Here is a 25772-nt window from a genome sequence, read left to right as displayed (position 1 = left end):
TAAGAAACAGCACAAAAGAAGCATCACATAAGAACGGATATTGAGAGGAGACCCCCCCTATATGATCTCGAACAAAAGCACCGCTCCCGCCAATCGGAGCATTCAGGATCCCTTCTGGTCGCACTATATCCGGCTTGTGCGGGAAGTGATGGTTCCCTACCAGTGGGAGGCACTCAATGACCGGGTCGAAGGCGCAGCGCCCAGCCACGCGGTCCGCAACTTCAAGATCGCCGCCGGCGAAGAAGAGGGCAGCTTCTATGGCATGGTATTCCAGGACAGCGACGCAGCCAAATGGCTCGAATCCGCCGCTTACCTGCTGGAGACCCACAGAGATCCGGCCTTGGAGGAAACGGCCGACAGCTTGATCGAGTTGATCGTGAAGTCCCAGCGGGAGGACGGCTATATCAATACTTACTTCACGCTGAAGGAGCCCGGGCGCGAGTGGACGAATCTTGCGGAGTGCCATGAGCTCTACTGTGCCGGCCACCTGATCGAGGCGGGGACAGCCTATTACCGGGCCACGGGGAAACCCAGGCTGCTAGAGGCCGTATGCCGCTTCGCCGATTACATGGATTCCATCTTCGGGCGCGAAGCGGGCAAGCTGCGGGGCTATGACGGCCATCAGGAGATTGAGCTGGCATTATACAAGCTGTATCAAACGACCGGGAAGGAGAAGTATCTGCAGCTCTGCCGCTATTTCTTGGAAGAACGCGGGCGGAAGCCTCATTATTTTGAGCAGGAATGGGAGAATCGCGGGCGTACAGTTCATTTCCCTCAGCTCTCCATTGCTCATGATCACCCCTACAGCCAGTCGCACCTGCCCGTCAAGGAGCAGACCTCTGCAGAAGGGCACGCCGTCCGGCTCGTCTATATGTGCTCGGCGATGGCGGATGTGGCGGCGGCCACCGGCGACGAAGAGATGCGGGATGCCTGCCGCAGGCTGTGGGACAGCATCGTCAACAAGCGGATGTACGTTACAGGCGGGATCGGCTCCATGGAGCAGGGCGAGTCCTTCTCCGCAGACTACGATCTTCCGGGAGACCTCGCTTATGCGGAGACCTGCGCTTCCGTCGGGCTCATCTTCTTCGCCCGGCGGATGCTGGGGCTGCACAGGGACAGCAGGTATGCCGATGTGATGGAACGGGCGCTCTACAACACGGTCATTGGCGGTCTGTCGCTGGACGGCACCCGCTTCTTCTATGTCAATCCGCTCGAGGTGTACCCCGAAGTCCTCGGGAAGAACAAAAATTACAACCATGTCAAAGCCCAGCGTCAAGGCTGGTTCAGCTGCGCCTGCTGTCCGCCGAATGCCGCTCGCCTGCTCGCATCGCTGGGAGAATACATCTATACGGCGTCCGCATCGGAACAAACGGTCTACGTGGAGCTCTATATCGGAGGCCAGGCCGAAGTTCCGCTGGGCGGACAGGTGGTGGCAATCGATCAGCAGTCAGACCATGCGGCGGACGGAAGAGTGAGATTGGAGGTAAGCGTCGCGGCCCCCCTCCGGTTCACGCTGGCGCTCCGGTTCCCGTCCTGGTCAGACCGTGCCGTGGTGAAGCGGGGGGACCGGATCCGGGAGTATGCTCATGGAGATGAAGATGGTTACATTCGCTTGGAAGGGGACTGGGAGGGCACCACAGCCGTTGAGATTTCGTTCTCCATGCCGGTCCGGCGCATGCAGAGCCATCCTCTGGCACGCCATACTTTTGGCAGAACGGCGCTGCAGCGCGGTCCCTTCGTCTACTGCCTCGAAGAAGCGGATAACGGCAAGCGGCTCTACCAGCTGCGCCTCCCAAGAGATGCCCGCTTCACGACAGGGGAGCATGCGGCATTACCCGCAGGGGTCAAGCTGCTGAGGGCCAAGGCGGTACGGCTGAAGCCTGAAAGGGGGTGGAGAGGAGAAGAATTGTATCAGTATGACGTCCCTATGGCGGAAGTCGAGGCGGAATTGACCTTCATCCCTTATTTTGCCTGGGCAAACCGGGGAGAAGGCGAGATGACGGTGTGGGTCGCCGAATCCCATCCCATGTGAGCCCAGCCCAACATTCGCAGGATCAAAAGGAGGCTGTACGTTAGTGAAAAATCGGTCCCATGCAAAAACCAAGCGCCTGAGAGGACATGTGCTTATCCTCTGCCTCGTCTGCGCGCTGCTGACCACCCTGCTCCCTCCCATGAGCGGCAGGGCAGAGGCGGCGGAGACTCCGGCGGGCGAGAAGCTGCTTGTAGATATTGGCGACTACGGCGAGATCTCTTCGCTGAAGATCGAGAACGATCTGTTTCCTACCCAGTATGTGATGAATGCGGAAGCTGCCCCAGAACAGGATACTGCGGACCATCAATGGCTCGGCGAGCTCCTGTTCACTTACCGCCTGGATCAGGGAGAATGGAAGACCGCTTCCACCAATACGTCCGGCGATGTCAGGAGAATCGATCGCAGCGGCAGCGAAGTGACGGTGACGTATGCGGGCTCCCGTAATGCCGGGGGCATACGGGATTTCAAGCTGACCGAGACATATACGACGCAGGAGGATGGCTCCCTGAGCTGGAAGATCCGCGTGGAGAACACCAGCGGAAAGAGGCTTGAGATCGGCGATTACGGCGTGCCGCTGCCGTTCAATGAGCAGTGGAACTACGGGGACGCGATCTATGAGACCCGCGTCGTCTCCCATTCCTTCGTCGGCGGCCACGGCTCCTACATTACGGCAGGACGGCCGAGCGGCCTGGGCTCCATGCTCCTTATGACCCCGGATGCGTCGACGGGCGCCGGCTTCGAATACCAGGACCGATGGAGAATCGAAGAGCATCCGGGCAGCAAGTGGGCCGGGGAGAACGGCAAGTGGACCGAAGGCCTGAATGTGTTCTATATTCATTCCAATGTCATCAAGTCCACGAACAGGGGCTATCTGCCGAACACGAGCCTGCAGCTGAAGGCGGGGGAGTCGAGCCAGTACGGCTTCAAATTCTTTGCCGTTAAGGATGAGGCTCATCTGAAGCAGAAGCTCTACGAGGAAGGCCTCATCGATGTCACGGTCATTCCGGGCATGATCGTGCCGACCAATCAAAAGGCCAGGTTCGATCTACGCACCCGGCAGCCGATTCAGAGCGTGACGGATACGGAGGGACGCCCGATTCCTATGACAGGTACCCGGGAAGGCGGTCATCACCTCTATGAGCTCCAGCTGTCCCGGCTGGGTCCCAATCCGGTGGCCGTTCAGTATGGGGATGGGCGGCGTACCGTATTGCAATTCTATGGTATCGATCCTATCGACCGCGCTCTAGAGGCCCATTCCACCTTCATGGTCGATAAGACGCAGTGGCATGAGCCGGGTTCGATCCGCGACAAGGTCTTCGACGACTGGATGATGCATACGAAGGAAAAACGCGGCGTCTTCAACGGCTATTGGGGCTGGGGAGACGACTGGGGTCTGACGCACGGGCAGTTCCTTGCCGAGAAAAATGCCTTGGTCCCCGTCGCGAGGGAAATCAAAGCCCTCGACGAGTATCTGGAAACCGCCATCTGGACCAACCTGATGAACGGTCATCAGGAAGATTATCTCATTCACGACTTCCTGATGCCTGAGCCCAACGATACGCCGACCTACCGCGGGTATGCCTATCCGCATGTGTATAACACGTACTTCAGCATGTACAAGATCGCGAAGGAGTATCCGGGCTTGGCCGAATACAAGCATGAGCCGGGCGTATATCTTCTCCGTGCCTATCGCATCATGAAGGCCCTCTATGAGGGGCCGGTGGCTTACAACTGGGAAACCGGCCTGATGGGGGAGCTCACGACACCAGCGATCATCCAGGCCCTGGAAGCGGAAGGGTACGTGGACGAAGCGGCGGATATCCGGGAGAAGATGCTGCGCAAGTATACCAATTTCAAGAATACGACCTACCCTTACGGCTCCGAATACAGTTATGACAATACCGGCGAGGAAGCGGTGTATACGCTGGCCAAGATGCAGCTGGGCAACGAAGCGGAGCAGGCCAAGGCGACCGGGATGATGGACAAAATCAACCGAAAAACCCGTGCCGCCCGGGGGCACATGCCTGTATGGTATTACTATGCGGACCCCGTGACCATCACAGGGGAGAATTGGTGGAACTTCCAGTATACCGTCTCGCTTGCCGGGTATGCGATGGACGACTGGATCCGGTACCATGCCGTCAGCGGACGTGAGGTGGAGCAGCGCCTCTCCTATGCGGCCAAGATCGCCAATATAGGTTCGATCAATACGGGACAGATCAGCGGCGAACCGGAGAACTACGGTGCCGCGGCATGGACCTTCCAAGCGGAACGGGGCAATCTGGGCACCCTCGGGCATGGAGGCGGCAGCAATGTTCCTCTGCAGAATGGCTGGCGGGGCATGACAGGCGAAGCGGATCTCGGCTTATTCGGAGCTCTGCAGATTCTGAGCGCAGACGTGGCGGTCGACCCCATCTTCGGCGTGACCGGATACGGCGCGAACGTTACGGAGCAGGGGAATGCCTATGTCGTTGAACCGACGGACGGTCTCTTCATGAAGCTGAATCTCATCACGGAGAAGCTGTATATCGCACTGAACCGGGACCAGTACACCCGTGCGGAACTGTCCAAAGAGAAGAACGCCGTCAAGCTGAACATGAAAAATACGACGCCTGCCGGTCCGCACCAGACCCGGATTACGCTCGAGGGATTGAAGCAGGGCGCTTATGAGGTGAAGGTGGATGGCGTGCCGGCCGGGAAGAAGCTGAACGCCTTCGGCTCCCGGTCCGTGCTTACGGTGAATGCACCAGCCGCTGCCGCCTACACGGTGGAGCTTACAGAGACGACCCCGGACCCCAACCAGGCGCCTGTGCTCAGCGCAGGGGAAGACCGGACCGTCACCCTGCTGGAGGATGTTACCTTGAAGGGACAGGTAGAGGATGACGGCCTTCCGCGGGGAACGGTGACGACCCGGTGGACTCTGGCGTCCGGGCCGGATGGAGCATCCGCAGTCTTCGGCAGTCCCACGGCCCTGACGACGTCCGTCCGGGTAGACAGGGCCGGCGTGTATACCTTCCGGCTGGAGGGGAATGATTCCGGGCTCACGGGATCGGATACCGTCGTCCTGACCGTGAATCCCGAGCCTCCGCTGCCTGAGGTGCTCGCGGCGTATCCTTTTGACGAGAATGAAGGCCAGACGGCAGGGGATGCTTCCGCGAACGGCAAAGACGCTGTGCTGGTCGGCACCGCCGGGTGGTCGGCAGGCCGCTCGGGCAGTGCCGTCCAGGCGGGCGGAACGAACGGGCACGTGAAGCTGCCCGAGAATATCATGGCCCAGACCACGGCCTTCACCATAGCCGCGTGGACCCGGGCAAACAAGCTCAGCGACTATGCCAGGCTGTTCGACTTCGGCAGCGGCACGGATGCCTACATGTTCCTCGCACCCAAGGTGGGCGGGAATATGCAGTTCAGCATCACGACCGGCGGCAACCGGGCGGGCGAGGAGCAGACCATCACCGGACCGGCCCTGACCGCAGGCGGCTGGCATCATGTGGCCGTGACGCTGTCCGGGAACACCGGGATTCTGTATATCGACGGCCGGGAAGCGGGCAGGAACAGCTCCATGACACTGAGTCCCCGGGATCTCGGGAAGACCAAGAACAACTATATCGGCAAATCGCAGTACTCGGACCCGATCTATGACGGGGCGGTCGACGACTTCCGGATCTACAGCCGTGCGCTGAGCCCGGCAGACATCGCGGGACTGCTGACCCCTCCCGTGGATAGGATCGACCATCTGCAAGAGGTACAGGTATCGACGCCTGCGGGGACCGCACCCCAGCTGCCGCCCTCCGTTACGGCCTACCTGAAGGACGGAGGACAGATCGGCGTCACGGTGAACTGGGATGCTATCGATGCGGAGCAGTACGCACAGAGCGGACGTACTTTCACCGTTCATGGAGCGGTAACCGGGACGGATCTGTCCGCAGCGGCTAAGGTCACCGTCACGGACCGGGTGATCCAGCCTTATCCGGTGCCGGTTGTGAGATACAAGCTGGACGAAGCCTCCGGCACCACCGTGAAGGATGAGACCGCGAATCAGCTGAACGGAACGGTCCGCGGCCGGCTGGCCTGGACACCCGGGGGACATCAGGGCGGCTCGCTTCTGTTCGAAGGAGATATGGGCAATTATATTGATGCCGGCACCTCCAGCCTGCTCCAGCCTCAAGCGCTTACCGTGTCCTACTGGATCAAGCGGACGGAGAGCATGGACGCGCGGGAGAACGTGGTGCTCTGGTTCAAGCCCGAGAATGATTACGCCGGCAAAGGCTTCTTCATCACCTACAACGGCAATGCGAGCATTGTCTATGTGGACGGCGCGAACGGATTCTACGTCCGACAATCACCGGATGCGTTCCTTCCACTGAATGAATGGACCCATGTGGCGTTTACCTTTGACTCTTCGACGGGTGAAGCGGCCATCTACCGCAATGGGGTCTCTCAGGCGATCGGCCTGGATGGCACTCCCGCCTCGATCACGGCGACGGGAGATGTGAAGAAAATCGGCGTATCCGGCTATGGGAACGGCGCCCAGCTCCGTGCAGGGCTGGATGACTTCCGCATCTACCAAGGGGCGATGACGGCCTCGCAGGTGAAGGCCCTCTACGAAGGCAGGGACATCGCTGGAGTACAGCCCGTCGCCGTCACCACCGAAACAGGCACAGCCCCTGCTCTTCCGGAACGCGTGAGCGTAACCTATGAGAGCGGAGGCACCGGCGCAGCGGATGTCAGCTGGGAAGCCGTGGATCCTGCCCGCTATGCGAAAGAGGGCACGTTCCCTGTGCAGGGAGCCGTGGAAGGAACGAATCTGGCTGCCCAGGCCCAGATTACGGTCAGCCGCAAGGACCGGAGGGCTCCGGTGACGACGGCCGCCGGCCTCCCGGCGGGCTGGGTCAACCGCGACGTGCTCGTCACCCTGCAGGCGGAAGACGAAGGAGGCGGCACGGCGGCGACTTACTATTCCATAGACGGGGGACCGGTTCAACCCGGAACAACCGTTCAGATCCGCGGCGACGGCACTCACCGGTTAACGTACTGGAGCGAAGACCTGGCAGGGAACAAAGAGACCTCGCATGCGGCGGAAGTCCGAATCGATAAGACCGCTCCCGAGCTGACGGTCCGACTGAGCCCTGCTGTGCTGAAGCCGGCCAATCACAAGATGGTTCCGGTCACAGCTTCCGTCTATGCCAGCGACAGTCTGTCGTCCATCGCATCTGTCGTACTCACCTCTATTGTGAGCAGCGAACCGGATAACGGCCAGGGCGACGGGGACACCAAGAACGATATTCAGCAGGCCGAATACGGCACCGCGGATACCCGCTTCCTGCTGCGGGCCGAACGGGCAGGCCGGGGCAGCGGACGTACGTATACCGTCACCTACACCGCCCGGGATCAGGCGGGGAATCTAACGTCCTCTCAGGCCATCGTAACCGTACCGCATCATTGATTCAGCTCAACCGGTTCAACTCAACCGGATAAGGAGGGTTTGCCATGGGCCGGCCCGGATTTGAAGCTTCGGGCTGCCATTCGGCAGCCCTTCTTTATTTGTATCGTATATAGGGGCTGTGTCATGGTTTGTGTTCATACAACGTTCACAATTTTGCCGGATTGTCAGGCGGCAAGGGGAGTGATAAGATATGACTGATTAGTCAGTCATATCTTAGTTAGGAGTGTGGATGAGCGTGAGCACTCATCATTACAAGCTGATGGCCGTTATCCTGTCTGCTGTACTTCTTGCAGGCGGCTGCAGTAAACCCCAAGCGGATCCAACAGCGAATGCTGCAGGAGAAGCCTTGGCCAAGGTTGTCCGTGTCTCGAATGTGCAGCAATCCAAATGGGAAGAGCAGGCTTATCTGGCTGGTGAAGTCACACCGTTCCTGGAGCTCGACATCACTTCGAAGGTGAGCGGCGATGTAACCAAAGTGCTGCGCAAACGGGGGGATCTCGTCACCAAAGACGAGCCCCTCCTTGAGATCGAGAAGATAGATATTCTCCGTGAGAAGGAGAAGGTGGATGCCGCCCTGGTGAGCGCGGCGGAGCAGCTCGACAAGGCAAAGAAAGATTTGGCCGATTCCAAAAAAGAGATCGATCTGTCCATTGCGAAAGCGGAGCTCTCCTTGGACGAGCTGGAGAGGGACTATGCCAAGCTGCGCAATCAGTATGACGAAGGCCTCGTGGAGAAGAATCAGCTTCATTCCATAGAAACCCGCCTGGAGCAGGCCAAGCTTGACCTGGAGCTGCTGCACGACAAGAAGAACACGCTTGAGACCAGCAATCCGCTCAGCGCCGCGGAATACCAGCTCCGCTCGACCCAGCTGTCCCAGGAAGAGTGGCAGCGGTCCATGTCCTACTATGATATCAAGTCGCCCATCAGCGGGGTCCTGACCTATATGCCCCTGGAGGAAGGCATGACCCTCCAGCCAGGCGTACAGGCGGGGAAGGTCCAGCAGCAGAATATCGTCAAAATCAAAGCACAGCTGACGGAGGCTTATTGGCTGGCGGCTCAAGGGCAGGAGAAGATGAGCTTTGTGCAGACGGGTACCGGCGAAGCCTTCGAAGGGAAAGTGATCTATTTGTCTTCCACAGCCGATCCGCAAACGAAGACCTTCGAGCTCCAGCTTCAAGCCGACAACCCGGATGGGAAGCTGAAGCCCGGAACCCGTGTCGGGCTTCAGCTCAGCCAGTCGGCTCCCCAGCCGTCGCTGGCCGTTCCTTCCGAAGCCGTCATCCAAGACAACGGTTCCTCTTATGTATTTATCGTGAACGGGGATCATGTGGAAAAGCGGGTTGTGCAGACGGGCAAGGTGAAAAATAAGCTACAGGAGATCGTGTCGGGACTGGACGGCAGCGAGCGGATCGTCACGCAAGGGCAGCTAAGGCTGAAGGATGGAGAGCGTGTAACCGTCACGGAAGAGCAAGAGGGAGGTAAGCAATGATGGCGAAGATCAATGAGCCCACCAAGCTCAAGCTGCTGGAAGCCGCCCTGGTGCTGTTTACGGAGAAGGGCTACCATGAAACGAAAGTATCGGACATCGTCAAGCGGGCGGGTGTGGCGCAGGGCACATTCTATCTCTATTTCCAGTCCAAGGAAACCATCTTTACTTCCATTATTGAGAATACCAATGCAGCTATACTCGAGCAGGTGGAAACGATCTTTGCCGATCAGGTGAACCCGAACATGCCGAAGGAAGAGCTGAAGCAGAAATTATTCGAAACCATCACGGAATGCATGACGCTGTACCGCAATCACAGGGGCATCATGTATCTGCTTCGGATGCATAGCACGACCCATTTTCCCGAGGCCGAGAAGGTGGTCGCGGATTGCCGGCGCAGCATGCTGGACATCATTATGAAGCTGTTTCGCAAGTTCCACTTGTTTCCGGATTACGACACCTTTCAGTTCGAAGTTGCGGCAACGGCCATTGACGGCCTGCTCAACGAAACCTGCCTGCAATATTTGATTCTGAAAGAGTCCGCTGAAGGGGACATTGAGAAGATTGCCCGTGTGGTGACCGGAATGATATACGACATGACGCTCGGCAGGGAGAATGTCTAATGCGGAAGGAAGAACATACATGATCGGCAGGGCGCTGCAATACCGCAAAATTACGATAATGTTCATGCTGATCGCCGCCCTGGTGGGAGCCGGCAATTTCGGGGGGCTTCAGCAGCGGGAGAATCCCGAGATTACAGCGACGGTCGCCAGTGTGCGAACGCTCTATCCGGGAGCGTCTCCGGATAAAATCGAGCAGCTGGTGACGAAGAAAATCGAAGATAAGATCAATGAGATGGATAATATTCTCAAGCTTACCTCCACTTCGCAGGAGAGCATGTCCTCCATCGTGGTGGAGCTCGTCCCCGGCTCGGACGCCGAGCAGTCCTGGGATACCCTGCGGCAGAAGGTCCAAGCTGCGGAGGCGGATCTGCCCGTAGACGCGGAGACTCCGGTCATGAACACGAATCTGACGGAAATCTCCGAGCAGATTCTGCATCTGGTCGTAGATCGCACGGAGCAATTCGAAGGCTTGCGGCCCTTGACCGAAAGCTGGAAGGAACAGCTGCAAACCGTGGCCGGCGTCAGCAACGTTGAAATCATAGGCTTGCCTGAACGGGAAATGAAAGTGGTGCTCAACGCGGCCAAGCTCGAGAATTACAGGCTGCATTGGGGAACCCTTGCCCAAGCGCTTCAAAATTCCCGGGAACGCGTCCCGATCGGCACGCTGGATCAAGGCAATCAGCGGCAGTATATTCAATTGACAGGGGAGTGGAGCTCTCCAAGCGAGGTCGGCGAAACCGTGATCTACCGGAGTCCGGCCGCCGGGTCGTCGCTGAAGCTCAAAGATGTGGCGGAGGTAACCCTGGCTGCCAAGAAGCTGGAACAGCGCATCTTCTATAACGGCAGGCCGGCCATTGATCTTGTGATCAAAGCGCAAAAAGGGGTGGACATTCCGGATCTGCAGAATCGGATCGATCGGAAGATGGAAGCCTTGAAGCCGCAGCTTCCGGCAGAGGTGAAGCTGGTCTCCGCGTTCAATCAAAAAAACAATGTGCAGCATTTATTCTCGGATCTGGGCAAAGAGCTGCTGATTGGAATAGGGGCCGTGATCCTGGTGTGTTCCATGGGATTGACTCTGGGTACTTCCTTATTGGTATCCGCCGCGATCCCACTATCGATTCTGATCGGATTAACCCCCATGAAGCTGTTCGGTGTGGATTTGAACCAGATCTCTATTGTTGCGCTGGTGATTGTACTTGGCATCCTTGTGGATGACGCCATTGTCGTCAACGATAATATTGAACGCAGGCTGGAGCTGGGGGACTCGCCGATGACGGCCTCCTTGCTTGGCAGCAGGGAAGTGGGGGTATCCATCTTAACCGCTACCGTAGCCACCGCCTCCGCTTTCTTCCCGCTGTACTTCCTGAAAGGCAATATCGGGGACTTTATCCGGCCCATCCCGCTGGTCATTACCAGCACCCTGATGGTCTCGATGCTGATGTCATTGACCGTGGTGCCCATTGTGCGGCAGTGGGAACAGGAGCGCAGACGACGCAGAACGGACAGCTCTGCGGCCGGCGGCCAACGCCGATATCCGGGTCTGCTGGGACGGCAGTTCCATCAATTAAGCGGGTTCTATGAACGGCAGCTGAGACGGATCATGCGGAGGCCGCTGCTTACCGGCCTGATCGCCATGGCGGTGGGAACGTCGAGCTTTGCGCTGCTGCCGTTGCTTGGCGTACAGTATTTTCCTACCGCCGAACGGGAGGAGCTGCTCGTCGATATCGAGCTGCCCGCCGGCAGCACCTTTGCGGATACGTCGGACACCGCGGCTGCGGTAGGCGCATGGATCGGGGCGCAAGCCGGAGTGAACGAGGTATCCGTCTATGCGGGACGCACCGCGCCCAAATTTTATTACACGGAGATGGAGAAGTACGACAGTAAAATCGGTCAAATCCTTGCGATTATTGATCAGAACAGAGTGAAATCGAAGGAGTTGGTCTCGTCCTGGCGAAAAGAGCTGTCCGCTCTCTACCCTGGAGTGCAAATTACGCCCCGGGAGCTTGAGAACGGTCCGCCTGTCGGGGCACCGATTGCGATCCGGATCAGCGGTACGGAGCCGGCTGTCCTGCAGAGGCTCTCGGCTGAGATTCAGCAGCTGATTCAAGAGACGCCGGGAGCCGTGGACGTCAGTGACGATATCGGCAGAGCGATTCCTACGGTGCAGCTCGTACTGGATAAGGACAAAGCGAATTACTACGGCATTACCGAGAAAGACCTGTCGGCCACAGTGCGCTTGGCCACGGAAGGCATTAAGGCATCGGATATGCAGTATCAGAATGACATGATCGATATCACGTTGTTCAGTGAACAGGGACTCTCCGATCCGGGTGCCAATCAGAATCTCGATAACCTGCTCCTGCCTTCACAGAATGGCGGATTATATCCGCTGAAAGATTTTGTGCAGCTGGAGTCATCCGAGATGATCTCCAAAATTCTGCGATACAATCAAATGCGGACGGTGACGGTCCGCTCTTACACCGACGGAGTATTGGCAGCCGATCTGATGAAGCAGATTCTTCCGAAGCTGGACGCCCTGCCTCTGCCTGATGGATACACAGTCAGCGTCGGCGGCGAGAATGAAGAGAGAGATCAATCGTTCGCGGCCATCGGTCAGCTGTCGATTCTGGTTCTCCTGCTGATCTTCATCATCATTGCGATCCAGTTCTACTCCTTGACGACACCGATTCTAATCCTCTCGACCGTGTATCTGGCTCTGGGCGGTGCGCTGATCGGACTGTTCCTCACTGGAGCGCCTATCGGCTTCATGGCCCTGATGGGGGTAGTGAGTCTATCCGGTATGGTCGTGCGCAACGGGATCGTGCTCATCGAATTTGTGGAACAGGCCCGCGAGGAGCACGGACTGGACCTGAACGAAGCCATTGTGGCTGCGGGCAAGGCCCGACTTCGTCCGATCATCCTAACGGCAGCCACCGCCGTCAGCGGTTTGATGCCGATGGCTATCGCCGGAGGCAGCTTGTGGAGGCCGATGGCCGTATCGATCATCAGCGGGTTGATCTATTCCACGATCTTAACCCTGGTGGTGGTGCCTTCCCTGTATCGGATCTTGGCCGGATGGAAACTCCGCCGCTCTGCGCAGCCGCGTTCCCATGCCGCCAAAGGCCAGCACCAGGCAGGCATGTAAGCCAAGGCTGCTGCAATCGGAACACCGCATTCATAGATCATAGACTCGTCATCGCCCTCCACTTTGCCTTCTTGGCAAGGTGGAGGGCGATTTTCTTTTGGTGCTCGTTACACAACCCAACACCATGCATTCAATTTATTTTTACTCATAATGTCTATTTATAAACAAACAAAACAATGTTTTATCTAATTTAATTGTTGACTTCGGGGGAAAATGGAATTACAATCAAGTCAAATCTTGGAGGCTGTGCTGCACCATAAATCAGAAAAGAGGAATTGCATTGACTAACCAACCCTTTGGAAAAGATTTGACCACGGGCAGTATGCCCAAACTTTTGCTGCAATTTGCCCTGCCGATCCTCATCGGCAATCTGCTGTCCACCGGCTACAGTGTGATTAACGCGATCTGGGTGGGCAATCTGCTGGGCCAGGACGCGGTCGCTGCCGTTGCCGTTAGCTTTCCGATTTTTCTTGCCATGGTTGCTCTCTGTTCCGGGGCGACGCTTGCCACTTCAATCTTGGTCTCCAAGGCCTATGGGGCCAAAGATTATGCCAGGATACAGCAAATTGTCAATAACTCATGGTCCCTGGCCCTGGGGATCATCGTGATCGTGATCGCAGCGGGTCTGCCCCTGTCCGAAACGCTGCTCGGCTGGCTCGGAACGCCGGAAAACATCATGCCGCTCGCAGCGGGTTACCTTAAGTTAACATTTATCAGCTTTGCCGGAATGTATTTGTCCTTCCTCGTATCCTCCATTCTGAGAGGAATCGGCGATACCGTGATTCCCTTAGTGTGCATCCTTCTTTCTACCGTGATGAATGCGGTACTTGACCCGCTTCTCATCCTGGGTATGGGGCCTCTGCCAGACATGGGGCTGAATGGGGCGGCGTTTGCTTCCCTGTTGTCTTCCGGCACGGCACTGCTCATGGGTTTGCTTTATTTGAAACGCAAATACAAAGAAGAGCCGATCAACCCTTCGGGATTTCGGCTCGAGACGCCGATCATCAGGGAAATCGTCACCATTGGCTTGCCATCCTTTGTCCAGCAAATGCTGGTTTCTATGGGATACGCAATGATTACGGTGTTTGTTACCTCGTTCAGCGCCGCCTCCATAGCCGCTTTCGGGATCGCGAGCAGGCTGGATTCGATCGCCGCTATGCCGGCCATGGCCATGATGATGGCGGTTTCCACCCTAACGGCCCAAAGCATCGGAGCGGGGAAGCCCGAGCGGATCAAACACATCTTGAAGTGGGGGATCCTCATGAATATCCCCGTGATCCTCGTCATTTCTGCCGGATGCGTCCTATTCCCTGAGGGGATTATGCGGGTGTTTGTAAAAGAAGCGGATGTCATCCAGGCCGGCGTGGGATATCTGAGAATTGTCGGGGCCGGCTATCTGTTCTTTATTCTCTTCTATGTATCCAACGGCATTCTTAACGGAGCAGGCAAGACGCTCTCTACCCTGGTCATCACGTTCGTCTCCCTGTGTGTGGTAAGGATCCCGCTGGCCGGCTTGCTGTCTCATACGGGTCTTGGCCTGAACGGTGTCTGGTATGCCATTGTTATCAGCTTCGCTGTGACCACCATATCCAGTCTGTTGTACTATGGCTCGGGCCGCTGGAACAAGGGGACTCTTGGGAGGGAGAGCAGCGTCCCGAACAATGGCAAGGGGCTTAGTAATGAACCTTCTTGAAATGACTCTACAATCATAAGGAGCGAGCGAAACCAATGAACATTCCAACTTCGTTACCCCATCAACCTGTTATCGTATCCGACAATTACGGGCGAGTGGACGGCCGCTATTCCCGCCGCACGGATGTCAAAGGATTATCTCTGGGATTGACCCAGGGGAGTGACCAAGGCAGGACCGACATTTCGGCGAACCTATGGAGACATCCAGGTGAACCAGGAGCAAGTCCATCCGAGGAGCTTCCCATTCATCGTGTGCTTGACCTGGCTATCTTGATCTGCCGAAGCAGTTTGCATTTTCAGGACGCGTACCGTTATCCGCTGCTGTACGATCCGGATCAACCCATGATCGACCGGATCGGGCTGCAGGGGGATGCGATGAACGTATCCATTTGTACGGAGAATCCCATGATTGACCAGGATATCCAGCGGTTTGCTCAGGTTCTGAATGAGGATGGAGATATGATCGGAGAACGTCTTCGGGTCTTATCCCAGCTGCTGGAGGAACTAGGGTACTAAAAAGCCTGAACAAGGTAAGAGGAAAGGTGAGAACAGATGAACACGAAGGAAGCGTATCTATTGTCTCCTGGGAGACAGCTGACGGATATAGAGAAGGGACTGATCTGGGAGAAGCCGTTATCTCATAAGGCAAGCGAAGAAGAGCTGCGGATCTGCCAAGAAATCAAGCGTAATTGGCACCGCGGGGAGATGAGAATCGCCACTATTCTCTTGGAAGGCGATGCCGGTTCGGGCAAGACCCAGCTGGCCAAAGCCTTGTCGGCAGAATTCGGACTGCCCTATACGAAGGTGACCTGCTTCGCCGATATGGATAAATCCGATATTATCGGCTCGATCCTGCCCGTTATTTCTCCGCAGCGATTGGAGAAGATGGAACCTTCAGATCAGGCCGTCTTGAAGGCTTTGTATGAAAGCGACGGGCTCCAAAGCGCAGCGGACATCTTGATGAGCGTCCTTGGGATCACGCACGAACAGGCTGCGTTGAAGATCAAGGAATTATACACGGTACTCACCCAGCAAGACAGTGAAGAGGTGGTATCTTACCGATTCTATCCCTCGGAGATCGTCAGAGCCTATCAGCAGGGCTATCTTCTGGAGATCCAGGAACCGACCGTGATCCGCGATGCCGCCGTATTAATGGCGCTCAACTCGGCCTTGGAGCTCGACGGCAGTCTCAACCTTCCGACAGAGATCATACGCCGGCATCCGGATTTCATTGCGGTCATCACCACCAACCGAAGTTATGCGGGAACCCGGCCTTTGAATGAAGCCCTGCGGGACAGGGTTCAGCATACAGAGAAGATGGACCTGCCGGCCAAGTCCGTCATGCTGGAGCGGGCGATGGCCAAAACCGGTTATACCGATGAAGAGGTACTGGACGCCCTGGCGGACACCATAATCCTCCTCGATAAGACGGCCCGCGCGAATGCGATCAAGGGGGTAGCAGGGATGCGTTCCTTGTTCTATTGGGCGGATGCCGTGGCCGCAGGAGCATCTGTGCATGAGTCCCTCTATCATAAAGTCATCTACAAGATCACAACCGACCCGGAGGAAATCACCATTCTGGAAGACGCCCTGAGAAGACAGGGCTTGCTGGCCGGATTGGACAAGGTCGAAATGGAGCGTAAAAAAAAACGGCAAATCTAGATGAGATGGAAATGAAAGCATGGGGAGCGGACGAGGATCCGGATATAGACTCGGAAGAGAGTAGCGGGGAGCAGGGCATCGCCTTAAAGAAGTCTGCGGACAGTGAGAAAACCACTTCTGACGTTCCTGACGATTCCAGCTATAGGGCCAGCTCAGACCGGAGGGAGGAGGGCTCCCCTCTCTATCATCAGGCTAACCCCGAACCCATGCCGGAGGAAGCGAAGCAGCAGGAGCGGGAATTCCGCCGAAAGCTGAACCGCAAGGCAAGGGCCGCAGCATCCGGGTCCATCCACCACAAAGTCAAGCTCGTCGTTCACCGTCCGGACTATACGCCTGAATCCGAGCAGGAATATGCGCGGTTCAGCAGGGAGCTCCTGCCTGTCGTACGGCAGATCGCCAGAAAGACCCTTCCGCTGCTGGAGCATGAGGTGTCTACTGAATTCGCGCGGAATCAGTATGATGGGAGCCAGTTTCAGGCAGATCGTGTGGCGTATCAGGACTTTCGATATTTTGCCAAAAAACGTCCTCCTTCCGAAAAGCCTGCCCTTGTAGTGGGTCTCCGGGTGGATGAATCCGCGTCCATGTCGGCGTTCGGGAGATTGGAAGCGGCCAAGCGGGCCGTGACCGCCGTATATGAGTTTTGCCGAATGTGCCATATTCCCATCCTGATCTACGGAGATACGGCCGACGTGTCCAGATTGGAGCAGATGTCCATGTATGCCTATACCGACTATGACCGGACGGATCCCCATGACCACCTCCGTCTTATGGGAATTCGGGCCCGAAGCAACAACCGGGATGGCATGGCACTCCGGATTATAGCGGAACGGCTGGCAGCCGCACCCGAGCAGTCCAAATTACTGATCAGTCTCAGTGACGGGCAGCCCAAAGCCATGGATGACTATACCGGAAGCTATGCAATTCAAGACATGCAGCAAACCATCGCTGAATATGAACGCAAAGGCGTGACCTTTCTTGCAGCCGCCATCGGCCAGGACAAGGATGTGATTCATGAGATCTACGGGAGCGAGCGATTCTTGGATATCTCTCAACTGAGCGAGCTGCCGGCCAAGCTGGTTCGGATTGTCGCCCGTTATCTGTGAGATCGTCTGCGTAAGCTGCTCTCTAAGAATTAGGGACAGCCGGAAGTCGCTTCCTGGGTATGGGGGAAGGCAAGATACGATGGGGATGGCCTGGCGCTGTCCCTTTTTTTGTCGTTAGATGAGCTATATCATAGGAAAAGAGTGTGGTAGAATCTGGACAGAGCAAGCAGGATGCCAACATTGCAAAAGCGAAGGGGAACCGTATGGAACAGAAGTGGAGCAAGATCAAAAGAAAGATAGCATCCGATGATGCCAATGCAAGCCGCATCTATGCCAAATTCGAACGGGAGATCTATGCGGCGGCAAGACGGAGCGAACCCGAACCGGAAGCCCGCCACAATCTGGAGGCCGTTCTTGAGCGTGCAAAGGCTTATCATGTGCCGAAGGCGGTGATCGACCGTGCGCTGGAGAACGCCGCAGCCGGCGAGGAAGTCTACGAAGAGGTTCGCTATGAAGGCTTCGGGCCTGACGACAGCATAGTCATCGTCGAGGCGCTGACCCATAACGTGAACCGTACGTCCGCCCAAGTACGCGACGCTTTCACGATGAACGGCATAACCCTTGGCGAGAGCGGCTCCATGGATTACACGTTCAGCGCGATGGGTGCCCTCGGCCAGACCAGCAAAAGCTTCCAAGAAGTGTCCGAGCTTCTCAGAGAAGCGCAAGTCGCTTATTACATGATCGAAGATGATGATGCGGTGATCACGCTCTGCGAGCTGGAGAAATTCCATGTTATGCTGCAAGCGTTCAAGAACGCCGGCGTGACGGAATTCACCGTTGTCGAGCAGTTCATGGAGCCAGAGGACCCCATTACGCTTCCTGAGGACGCGAAGGCTCCGTTCGAGAACATGATCGACATCCTCGAGGATCTGGAGGATGTGCTGCAGGTCTATCACAACGTTGACCTGGAGGAAGAAGAGGAATACGAGGAGGAGGAAGTGATTGAACCTTCGTATATCATGTCCGAAGGAGAGCAGGCCCTTTTCAGTAACATCATGGAAGCGCTCGAGCAAGTGAACAGCTATTCCTACGTAGGCTCCATGAGCATGAGCGGTCGAGATACCGATTTGAATATGATCATGGAAGGCGATATCAATCTCAAACCTGAATTTGCCCTGTATTCCAAATCGTCCTTTCCATCGGGTGATATGGATATGGTGCAAGAATTGATCATCGTACAAGGAACAGCCTTCTCAAAGGATACGGGTACAGAGGAATGGGCCGTTCTTGGCGATGGCGCAGCACCGCAAAGTTTGACTGCCTATTTCTCCGGTGAAAATCTAGAAGTAATCCAAGATCTTCAAGTACTGACAGCAGGGGACAAGATCCATATCGAGATCCTGTATGATGCGCAAAAATATAATGAAATCGTTCTAAAGAAACGAACATCCACCAAGATCATCGAAGTGAAGCAGCACTTTACGGTCGATTCGACAACCATGCTGCTGAATTCCGCGGTGTTACTCATGGATGCCGATGACGGGGATGGATTTGTAAGCATGACGACGGAACACACCTATACCTATAACGAGACGGCAAAAGAAATCGTGGCTCCGCAGCAAGTTTCGGGGTGAAGACGCGATCCGTTGTCATCTCATGCGAGGGCGCCTGAAGGATCGGGCGCTCTTTTGGGCATGTTGTTGAAGTAGGAGGATGGATACAAAACACACTGAAGAAAGCGGCAAAAAATGATAAATTATGTCGAAAATATTGACACTTGGTTAAATAGCTCCAATAACATCAGACCTTGGAAGGATTGAGTTACCAATAACCCTATGTTAAAACTAATAAATGTAAATTAATATAGATTGCATTGAACAAAAAGCGATATCTAGTTGGGAAAGGAGGTGAATCCGGAAGATTATTGACTTATCACGATTCCCAGGAGGTATGGAATGAAATCTTATCCAAAGATGATGTTGGTATTCGCAATGATATTCACCTTGCTGCTGTCTAATGTGTCTGGGCGGGCGCAAGCAGCCGATTCAGGCCGGATCGTCGACCAGCATGGACAGTTGAAGGTCGTGGGCAGCCAGTTGACGAATCAATCGGGAGCTGCCGTCCAGTTAAAGGGCATGAGCTCCCACGGGCTGCAATGGTTCGGTCAGTATGTCAATAAGGACAGCATCCAGTGGCTGCGGGACAACTGGGGAATTACCGTATTCCGCGCGGCCATGTATACGGGGGAGAACGGCTATATTTCCAACCCGGAAGGAAGTAAAGCGAAAGTTAAGGAAGCGGTGCAGGCTGCCGTTGACCTCGGAATATACGTTATTATAGACTGGCATATTTTATCCGACGGGGACCCGAACACCTACAAAGCCCAGTCCAAAACGTTCTTTCAAGAGATGGCCAAGCTGTATGGGAAATACCCGAACGTCATCTACGAAATCGCCAATGAGCCGAACGGCAATGTGAACTGGAACTCCCAGATCAAGCCTTACGCAGAGGAGATTACCGCTGCGATCCGCGCGATTGACCCGGATAATATTATTATTGTCGGTACGGGAACATGGAGCCAGGATGTGCACGATGCGGCGGCGAATCCGCTAAAAGCCGGCAACGTGATGTATGCGGTCCACTTTTACGCAGGGACGCACGGGCAGTGGCTGAGAGACCGGATTACGAATGCGATGAATAGCGGTGTGGCTGTGTTCGTCACGGAGTGGGGAACGAGCGACGCTTCAGGCAACGGCGGTCCTTTTTTGACACAATCCAAAGAGTGGACCGATTTCCTGGCCAGCAAAAAGGTGAGCTGGGTGAACTGGTCCCTTGCCGATAAGTCGGAATCGTCCGCAGCCCTGCTTCCGGGAGCCGGGTCGAAGGGCGGATGGCCGGATTCACAGCTTAGCGCTTCAGGCAAATTCGTCCGCGAGCAGATCCGCAGCGGCAACAATAACAACGGGGGGACGCCGACGCCGACACCGACGGTACCCGCGGTGCCGACCGGCCTGACGGCGACAGCAGGCAATGCCTCGGTCTCGTTAAGCTGGAATGCGGTGAACGGCGCCGCTTCCTACCACGTGAAGAGAGCAGCATCGGCCAAAGGTCCTTTTACGGTCGTGGCTTCCAACGTGAAGGGAACTTCTTATACGAACAGCGGATTAACCAATAATACGACCTATTACTATGTCGTAAGCGCAGTGAACAGCAAGGGACAAAGCTCCGACTCCGCCAAAGTGAGCGCTACGCCGAAAGCAGGCTCTTCGAGTCCATCCGGCGTTGTCGTCCAATACCGGGCGGGAGACTCCAACGCAGCCGACAATCAAATGCGGCCGCTGCTGAAGATTGTCAATAAGGGCAGTCAGGCAATCCCATTAAGCGAATACAAGATCCGCTACTACTACACGAACGATGGCAAAAGCCAGCAGATCTTCTGCGATTACGCTAGCGTGGACTGCAAGAATCTTACGCTCTCTTCGGTCCCGATGAGCAAAGCCAAAACCAATGCGAACGCTTATATTGAACTCGGATTCAAGGCGGGAGCGGGCCAAGTCGCGTCGAAGGGCGAGACAGGCGAAATCCAGATCCGAATTCATAACCAAGACTGGAGCAATGTGAACGAAGCCAACGATTATTCCTTTGATGGAAGCAAAACCTCTTCCATCGATTGGAACCGTGTCACGCTATACCGCAATGGAACGCTCGTATGGGGAACGGAGCCTTAAGCAACAATAAACGAGGGAAGCCTTCTTGTTTTTCAAGATTCCATTCGATCCGCTTTAGCGCAAAAAAGCCGCCGTAATGCGGCTTTTTTTGCGTTGCGGGATCATGTGGCGGCCACGCTCATGAACGCCTCTCATTCATCTAAGCAGGATACACCTATATAATTCCAAATAGTGCCATGCTATGATTTTAGTGGCCGCAAGTGGCCCGCAACATGGTATTCATGCTGCATATTGATGAAGGTGGTGCCTCATGAGTCGATATTCCGCCTATTCAATCCAAATGGAAGAATTTTCGGTTATGGTACTGAAGGACATGCAAAGTGATGCAGCCGCAGAAATCATACCGGAGGTGGGCAACAATCTGTTCCGCTTCGAAAGCGGAGGACACCCCGTCATTGTGCCGCCGGTAAGCCTGCATGCGCTAAGAGATGAATCCTTCGCCCCTTTCAAATACGGGACTCCGGTCTTGTTCCCGCCCAATCGGGTGAAGAACGGCCGGTTCTCCTTTCACGGACGGCCTTACAACCTTCCCTTGAACGAGCCGCCCGCCAATCATCTGCACGGAGAACTATGCTCCAGACAATGGGAAGTGCTGGAGTATGGGGCCACGGAACAGAACGGTGCGTTTGTGACCAGCCGGTTTCGTTATGGGCAGCACCCGGATCTTCTCGCTTATTTCCCTCATCCACTTTCCTTTACACTCACATACCGGCTCTATGAAGGGCGTCTTCACCTGCAGGCCGCGATTGGGAATGAGGGGGAGGACGAAGCTCCCTTTGCCTTTGGACTGCATCCATATTTTAGCGTTCCTTATGACACCGGAGAGGAGATGGTGCTGAAGGTTCCTGCGGCGGCGGAATGGCCGGTGACGGGTGAAGCCTTCGTGACGGGCAGGCCAGCCATGACCCAACGAAGCCGGACTCTGCCAGAGGGCGTTCCCATCTCCGACTACCCGCAGCTTGGCTGCTCGATGCTGACCTTGGAACAAGGGGGAGAAGACCCTGTCTGCCGGATTGAAATGAAGGATCGCGGATATGCCATTGCGTATCAAGTCGACCGTCAATTTCCATTCGTCTTGTTGTTCCGTCCGGATTGGGCATCGGCATTCTCGCTCGAGCCCTATACCTGCGTCACCGATGCGTTTAATGTGCCGTACGAGCAGGAATTGACCGGCGCTAGGGGCATCCAGGCGGGAGAAGAACTGAGGTTCTCCACCTGCTTATGGATAGAATCCATCAAGTAAGGCAGCTGGGATAGAAAATGGGGGTGGAAATTGGGAATAGAAATTGGGAATAGAAATGAAATAAAAGAAAGCGCTTTAGTCTGATGCGTATACCTATGGAACGCCAAAGAAGGAGGAAGATCTTGTGGGGACTATCGATCTACACTTACCGATTGATCCGGCGATGCCGAAGCGGAAAGATTACCGGATCGGCTGCATCGGATCCGGATTCATTATGCGGGACTGCCATCTAGTGGCCTATCGGGATGCCGGATTCAACCCCTACGCCATCAGCTCAAGATCTTATGAGAATGCCAAGGCGGCTGCGGATCTTCGGCAAATCCCGGTCGTATACCGGACTTGGGAAGAACTGATCGAGGATCCGCTGGTTGAGATTCTGGATATCGCGATTCCTCCGGACCGGCAGCTGGAGGTGGTCCGGCAGGCGGTGAAGCAGGATCATATCAAGGGAATTCTGTGCCAGAAGCCGCTGGCGATGAACGCTCGCGAGGCTCACCAAATCGTCGAGCTCTGCGAAAGCGCGGGCATCAAAATCGCTGTGAATTCCAATATGCGGTATGACCAATCGATGCGTGCGCTGAAGACGATTCTGGACAGGGGATATCTCGGCGAACCCGTCCTGGCCACGATTGAAATGCGGGCGATTCCTCACTGGCAGGAGTTCCTGCATAAATATGATCACATCGAAATTCTCCATATGGGCATCCATCATATCGATATTTTCCGCTATCTGTTCGGTGATCCGGAGAAAGTCACCGCGGTTGCGCGCCGGGACCCGCGGACGCCGTTCCCTCATATTGACGGCATCTCCCAATACACCTTCCACTATGCGAGCGAGCTGCTGGCCACAAGTCTGGATGATGTGTGGGCTTGGCCGGGCGAGGGGGCGGAGCAGGATCTGTATATCAAGTGGAGGGTGGAAGGACTGGAAGGCATGGCTCAAGGGTATATCGGCTGGCCGTCGTATCCCGAGCGATCGCCGAGTACGCTTGAATTCACAACGAAGCAGTCCCCGAATCAGTGGTACCGGCCGGAGTGGGACAGCGTCTGGTTTCCGGATGCGTTCCAGGGAACGATGGCGCAGCTGCTTCGCGCTGTAGAGACGGACAGCGAGCCGGAGATCGGCGGCCGGGATAACCTCAGATCGCTAGCGCTCGTGGATGCGTGCTACAAGTCCATTGCCGAAGAGCGTACGGTTGCTTTGGCGGAAGTAGAAAGCCAGTATTCAGCTTACACGATTGAAGGAGGCATGCAGCCATGATCTCAGTAGGTATCTTCAACGGATATTATCCCTATACGCTGGCGGAGACCATTAAGCGCATTGGGAAGGACGGATTCTCGTGCGTACAGCTGGATCTGTCCTTCAAGGACATGGATCTGTCATTCGAGTCCCTTACAAGGGAGAAGTGCCATACGATCCGCGATGCGTTCCGAGACGCCAACCTGCCCATCGTCTGCATCTCAGGCTACACGAATATCATTCATCCGGACCCGAAGAAGCGCGAACAGAACCTTTTCGGATTGAAAACGCTCTTGAAGCATGCACGCGATCTGGGTACTTCCTACGTGATCAGCGAGACGGGCACGTATAACACCGAGAGCGATTGGGTGTGGGATGAGAAGAACGGCACGGAGGAAGCATACCAGGAAGTATGCCGGGAGCTGGAGGAGCTGGCCAAATTCGCATATGACCACGGTTCCGTCTTCCTGGTGGAGAACTACGTGAATAACGTCATCGGATCGGTGCACCAGTTGTCCCGTTTGTTCTCTGACGTCAACCATCCGGGGCTTGGCCTGCTCATGGACCCTACCAACTATTACACTGACAGCAATATTCATCAGGTGGATGAGGAGCTCAATCTCATCTTCAATACGCTTGGCGACAAAATCAAGATTGCGCATGCCAAGGATTGCAAGCCAGCCGAGGATACCTCCGAGAAGCACGCCGCCATCGACGCGGTGGAGTCCCATACGTTCCGTGGAGCCGGGGCGGTAGAGCTTCCAGCCCCGGGGCTCGGGATCCTGAATTACGACCTGTATCTGCAGAGGCTGTCCAAGCTTCATCCGAACATCCCCATCATTATCGAGCATCTGGATGAGCAGGACATTCCACGAGCGAAGTCATTCCTGGATGACAAGCTGAAGAAGAACGGCTGTTAATCCGCCGAACCGTCCAGCGGGCAAAGGAGGAATCAGGCATGGCTTCGAAGCCGCACAAAAGAGATTACAGCATTACCGGACCCGAGAATCAGCGCGCGCAGGAGAGGGGACTCGCGACCGCCGAGTGGTATACGAGCCCCATTCCCCGCAAGCGGTTGAAAGAGCTCATGAAGAGAAAGGACGGTCCTGCGATCAGGGACACTCTCATCTGGTTCGGATCCCTTGCTGTCGTAGGGTTTATCGCTTATCAAACCTGGGGCACCTGGTGGGCGCTCCCCGCGTTCCTCGCCTACGGGATTCTGTATGCGACACCGGGCGATTCCAGATGGCATGAATGCGGACACGGCACGGCATTCAAGACCCCCTGGATGAATGAAGTTATTTACCAGATCGCTTCGTTCCTGGTTCTGCGGTCGGCCACGCCCTGGCGGTGGAGTCATGCCCGCCACCATACGGACACCATCATCGTAGGACGCGACCCGGAGATCATCACCGAGCGTCCTCCGGTATGGAAGATCCTTCTCATGCAAATTTTCCATTTGTATGGCGGTCCGATTGAACTCAAACGGATGATTCTGCATGTGTTCGGCCGGCTAGAGGAACAGGAGAGAGAATATATTCCGGCATCGGAGTACCGAAAAACGTTCTGGGAAGCGCGCATGTACGCGCTCATTATCCTTGGTGTGATTGCAGCATGCCTCTATGCCGGGAGCCTGCTGCCCGCGATGTTCATCTTTTTGCCGTCCTTCTACGGGGGGATCGTCGTCATTCTCTTTGGCATCACCCAGCATCTCGGTCTGCATGAAGATGTGCTCGACCACCGGCTGAACACCCGCACCGTCTATATGAATCCAATCTTCCGGTTCTTGTACTGGAACATGAACTATCATACGGAGCACCACATGTTCCCGATGGTGCCCTATCATGCACTGCCCCAGCTGCATCAGGAGATGAAGCACGACTGCCCGGCGGCAAGTCCAAGCCTGTGGGTTGCCTTGAAGGAAGTGATTACCGCGCTGATCAAACAAAAGGAACAGCCGGACTATGTCATCGAGCGGCCTCTGCCGGATACTGCGCGTCCGTATGTATACGGGGGCAGGCAGGAACCGGATGTCACTGAGGCAGCTTCGAATGGAACCGCAAGTTAACGAAATAGCAGAACCTGCGAACATGGAGGGAAGAAGCATGAGTATCGCACAGTGGGTCGAAGCCTGCGCAGCAGAGGAGATCGAAGTGGAGGACGTCATCCGCTTCGACTATGGGGACCGGACCTTCGCCATCTACCGTACAGACAACAGTAAGTACTATGCATCCGATGGACTCTGCACACACGAGCCCGTTCATTTGGCGGATGGTCTTGTGATGGGGAATGTGATTGAGTGCCCGAAGCATAACGGCCGGTTCGACATCCCAACCGGTGAGGCCAAACGCAAGCCCGTCTGCGTCGCGCTCAGAACGTACCCGGTCAAAGTCGAAGAAGGCAAAGTGCTTATTCAAATTGATTAAAGGAGA

15 protein-coding genes and 2 pseudogenes are annotated in these 25772 nt (G+C 55.8%); all 17 read left to right on the top strand.

Annotation, left to right across the window (positions count from 1 at the left end; translation table 11 throughout):
• Positions 1 to 61: 61 nt before the first annotated feature.
• The 17 genes and pseudogenes from O9H32_RS08085 (at position 62) to O9H32_RS08005 (ending at position 25766) form a co-directional block, all read left to right on the top strand.
• Positions 62 to 2032, top strand: coding sequence for a glycoside hydrolase family 127 protein (locus O9H32_RS08085; protein ID WP_269865448.1), 1971 nt, complete (start codon positions 62 to 64; stop codon positions 2030 to 2032).
• A gap of 139 nt (positions 2033 to 2171) precedes the next feature.
• Positions 2172 to 5984, top strand: a pseudogene (locus O9H32_RS08080) (DUF5695 domain-containing protein); the annotation flags it as partial.
• A 168-nt stretch (positions 5985 to 6152) separates the two neighbouring features.
• Complete coding sequence (locus O9H32_RS08075) at positions 6153 to 7478, top strand: LamG-like jellyroll fold domain-containing protein (RefSeq protein WP_269865691.1); 1326 nt, start codon at positions 6153 to 6155, stop codon at positions 7476 to 7478.
• Positions 7479 to 7707: 229 nt separating this feature from the next.
• Positions 7708 to 8967: an efflux RND transporter periplasmic adaptor subunit gene (locus O9H32_RS08070; RefSeq protein ID WP_269865447.1), complete on the top strand. Its 1260-nt coding sequence runs from the start codon at positions 7708 to 7710 to the stop codon at positions 8965 to 8967.
• On the top strand, positions 8967 to 9587 hold the full coding sequence (locus O9H32_RS08065; protein WP_269865446.1) for a TetR/AcrR family transcriptional regulator: 621 nt from the start codon (positions 8967 to 8969) through the stop codon (positions 9585 to 9587). The genes O9H32_RS08070 and O9H32_RS08065 overlap by 1 nt, the downstream gene beginning before the upstream one ends.
• 19 nt (positions 9588 to 9606) lie before the next feature.
• Complete coding sequence (locus tag O9H32_RS08060; protein WP_269865445.1) at positions 9607 to 12732, top strand: efflux RND transporter permease subunit; 3126 nt, start codon at positions 9607 to 9609, stop codon at positions 12730 to 12732.
• A gap of 280 nt (positions 12733 to 13012) precedes the next feature.
• Entirely contained in the window at positions 13013 to 14425 is a 1413-nt protein-coding gene (locus tag O9H32_RS08055; RefSeq protein ID WP_269865444.1) for an MATE family efflux transporter, read from the top strand.
• Positions 14426 to 14460: 35 nt separating this feature from the next.
• Positions 14461 to 14940 carry a DUF6530 family protein gene (locus O9H32_RS08050; protein WP_269865443.1) on the top strand — a complete coding sequence of 160 codons (480 nt, stop codon included), beginning with the start codon at positions 14461 to 14463 and terminating at the stop codon, positions 14938 to 14940.
• A gap of 36 nt (positions 14941 to 14976) precedes the next feature.
• On the top strand, positions 14977 to 16086 hold the full coding sequence (locus tag O9H32_RS08045; RefSeq protein WP_269865442.1) for an AAA family ATPase: 1110 nt from the start codon (positions 14977 to 14979) through the stop codon (positions 16084 to 16086).
• 5 nt (positions 16087 to 16091) lie between these two features.
• Positions 16092 to 17189, top strand: coding sequence for a vWA domain-containing protein (locus O9H32_RS08040; RefSeq protein WP_269865441.1), 1098 nt, complete (start codon positions 16092 to 16094; stop codon positions 17187 to 17189).
• Between the two features lie 203 nt (positions 17190 to 17392).
• Positions 17393 to 18103 (top strand): annotated as a pseudogene (locus tag O9H32_RS08035) (YebC/PmpR family DNA-binding transcriptional regulator); the annotation flags it as partial.
• A gap of 981 nt (positions 18104 to 19084) precedes the next feature.
• On the top strand, positions 19085 to 20857 hold the full coding sequence (locus O9H32_RS08030) for a cellulase family glycosylhydrolase (RefSeq protein WP_269865440.1): 1773 nt from the start codon (positions 19085 to 19087) through the stop codon (positions 20855 to 20857).
• A 280-nt stretch (positions 20858 to 21137) separates the two neighbouring features.
• On the top strand, positions 21138 to 22100 hold the full coding sequence (locus tag O9H32_RS08025; RefSeq protein WP_269865439.1) for an aldose 1-epimerase: 963 nt from the start codon (positions 21138 to 21140) through the stop codon (positions 22098 to 22100).
• 124 nt (positions 22101 to 22224) lie between these two features.
• Positions 22225 to 23361, top strand: coding sequence for a Gfo/Idh/MocA family protein (locus tag O9H32_RS08020; protein WP_269865437.1), 1137 nt, complete (start codon positions 22225 to 22227; stop codon positions 23359 to 23361).
• Positions 23358 to 24260, top strand: coding sequence for a sugar phosphate isomerase/epimerase family protein (locus O9H32_RS08015; RefSeq protein WP_269865436.1), 903 nt, complete (start codon positions 23358 to 23360; stop codon positions 24258 to 24260). The genes O9H32_RS08020 and O9H32_RS08015 overlap by 4 nt, the downstream gene beginning before the upstream one ends.
• Positions 24261 to 24298: 38 nt before the next feature.
• Positions 24299 to 25408 carry a fatty acid desaturase family protein gene (locus O9H32_RS08010; RefSeq protein WP_269865435.1) on the top strand — a complete coding sequence of 370 codons (1110 nt, stop codon included), beginning with the start codon at positions 24299 to 24301 and terminating at the stop codon, positions 25406 to 25408.
• Positions 25409 to 25445: 37 nt separating this feature from the next.
• Positions 25446 to 25766, top strand: a complete 321-nt coding sequence (locus O9H32_RS08005; protein ID WP_269865434.1) for a MocE family 2Fe-2S type ferredoxin — start codon at positions 25446 to 25448, stop codon at positions 25764 to 25766.
• The last annotated feature ends 6 nt before the right edge of the window (positions 25767 to 25772 follow it).

Source organism: Paenibacillus caseinilyticus (assembly GCF_027533645.1).
GTDB lineage: Bacteria > Bacillota > Bacilli > Paenibacillales > NBRC-103111 > Paenibacillus_G > Paenibacillus_G caseinilyticus.
The sequence above is the reverse complement of the archived record's forward strand: the minus strand, read 5'-3'. Positions and strand labels throughout refer to the sequence as shown.

What these genes read in the sequence shown, in the direction of transcription:
- O9H32_RS08045 (WP_269865442.1), top strand. Translation starts at nt 14,977, where the DNA reads ATGAACACGAAGGAAGCGTATCTATTGTCTCCTGGGAGACAGCTGACG.
- O9H32_RS08040 (WP_269865441.1), top strand. Translation starts at nt 16,092, where the DNA reads ATGGAAATGAAAGCATGGGGAGCGGACGAGGATCCGGATATAGACTCG.
- O9H32_RS08030 (WP_269865440.1), top strand. Translation starts at nt 19,085, where the DNA reads ATGAAATCTTATCCAAAGATGATGTTGGTATTCGCAATGATATTCACC.
- O9H32_RS08085 (WP_269865448.1), top strand. Translation starts at nt 62, where the DNA reads ATGATCTCGAACAAAAGCACCGCTCCCGCCAATCGGAGCATTCAGGAT.
- O9H32_RS08075 (WP_269865691.1), top strand. Translation starts at nt 6,153, where the DNA reads ATGGGCAATTATATTGATGCCGGCACCTCCAGCCTGCTCCAGCCTCAA.
- O9H32_RS08065 (WP_269865446.1), top strand. Translation starts at nt 8,967, where the DNA reads ATGGCGAAGATCAATGAGCCCACCAAGCTCAAGCTGCTGGAAGCCGCC.
- O9H32_RS08010 (WP_269865435.1), top strand. Translation starts at nt 24,299, where the DNA reads ATGGCTTCGAAGCCGCACAAAAGAGATTACAGCATTACCGGACCCGAG.
- O9H32_RS08070 (WP_269865447.1), top strand. Translation starts at nt 7,708, where the DNA reads ATGAGCGTGAGCACTCATCATTACAAGCTGATGGCCGTTATCCTGTCT.
- O9H32_RS08015 (WP_269865436.1), top strand. Translation starts at nt 23,358, where the DNA reads ATGATCTCAGTAGGTATCTTCAACGGATATTATCCCTATACGCTGGCG.
- O9H32_RS08025 (WP_269865439.1), top strand. Translation starts at nt 21,138, where the DNA reads ATGGAAGAATTTTCGGTTATGGTACTGAAGGACATGCAAAGTGATGCA.
- O9H32_RS08005 (WP_269865434.1), top strand. Translation starts at nt 25,446, where the DNA reads ATGAGTATCGCACAGTGGGTCGAAGCCTGCGCAGCAGAGGAGATCGAA.
- O9H32_RS08060 (WP_269865445.1), top strand. Translation starts at nt 9,607, where the DNA reads ATGATCGGCAGGGCGCTGCAATACCGCAAAATTACGATAATGTTCATG.
- O9H32_RS08050 (WP_269865443.1), top strand. Translation starts at nt 14,461, where the DNA reads ATGAACATTCCAACTTCGTTACCCCATCAACCTGTTATCGTATCCGAC.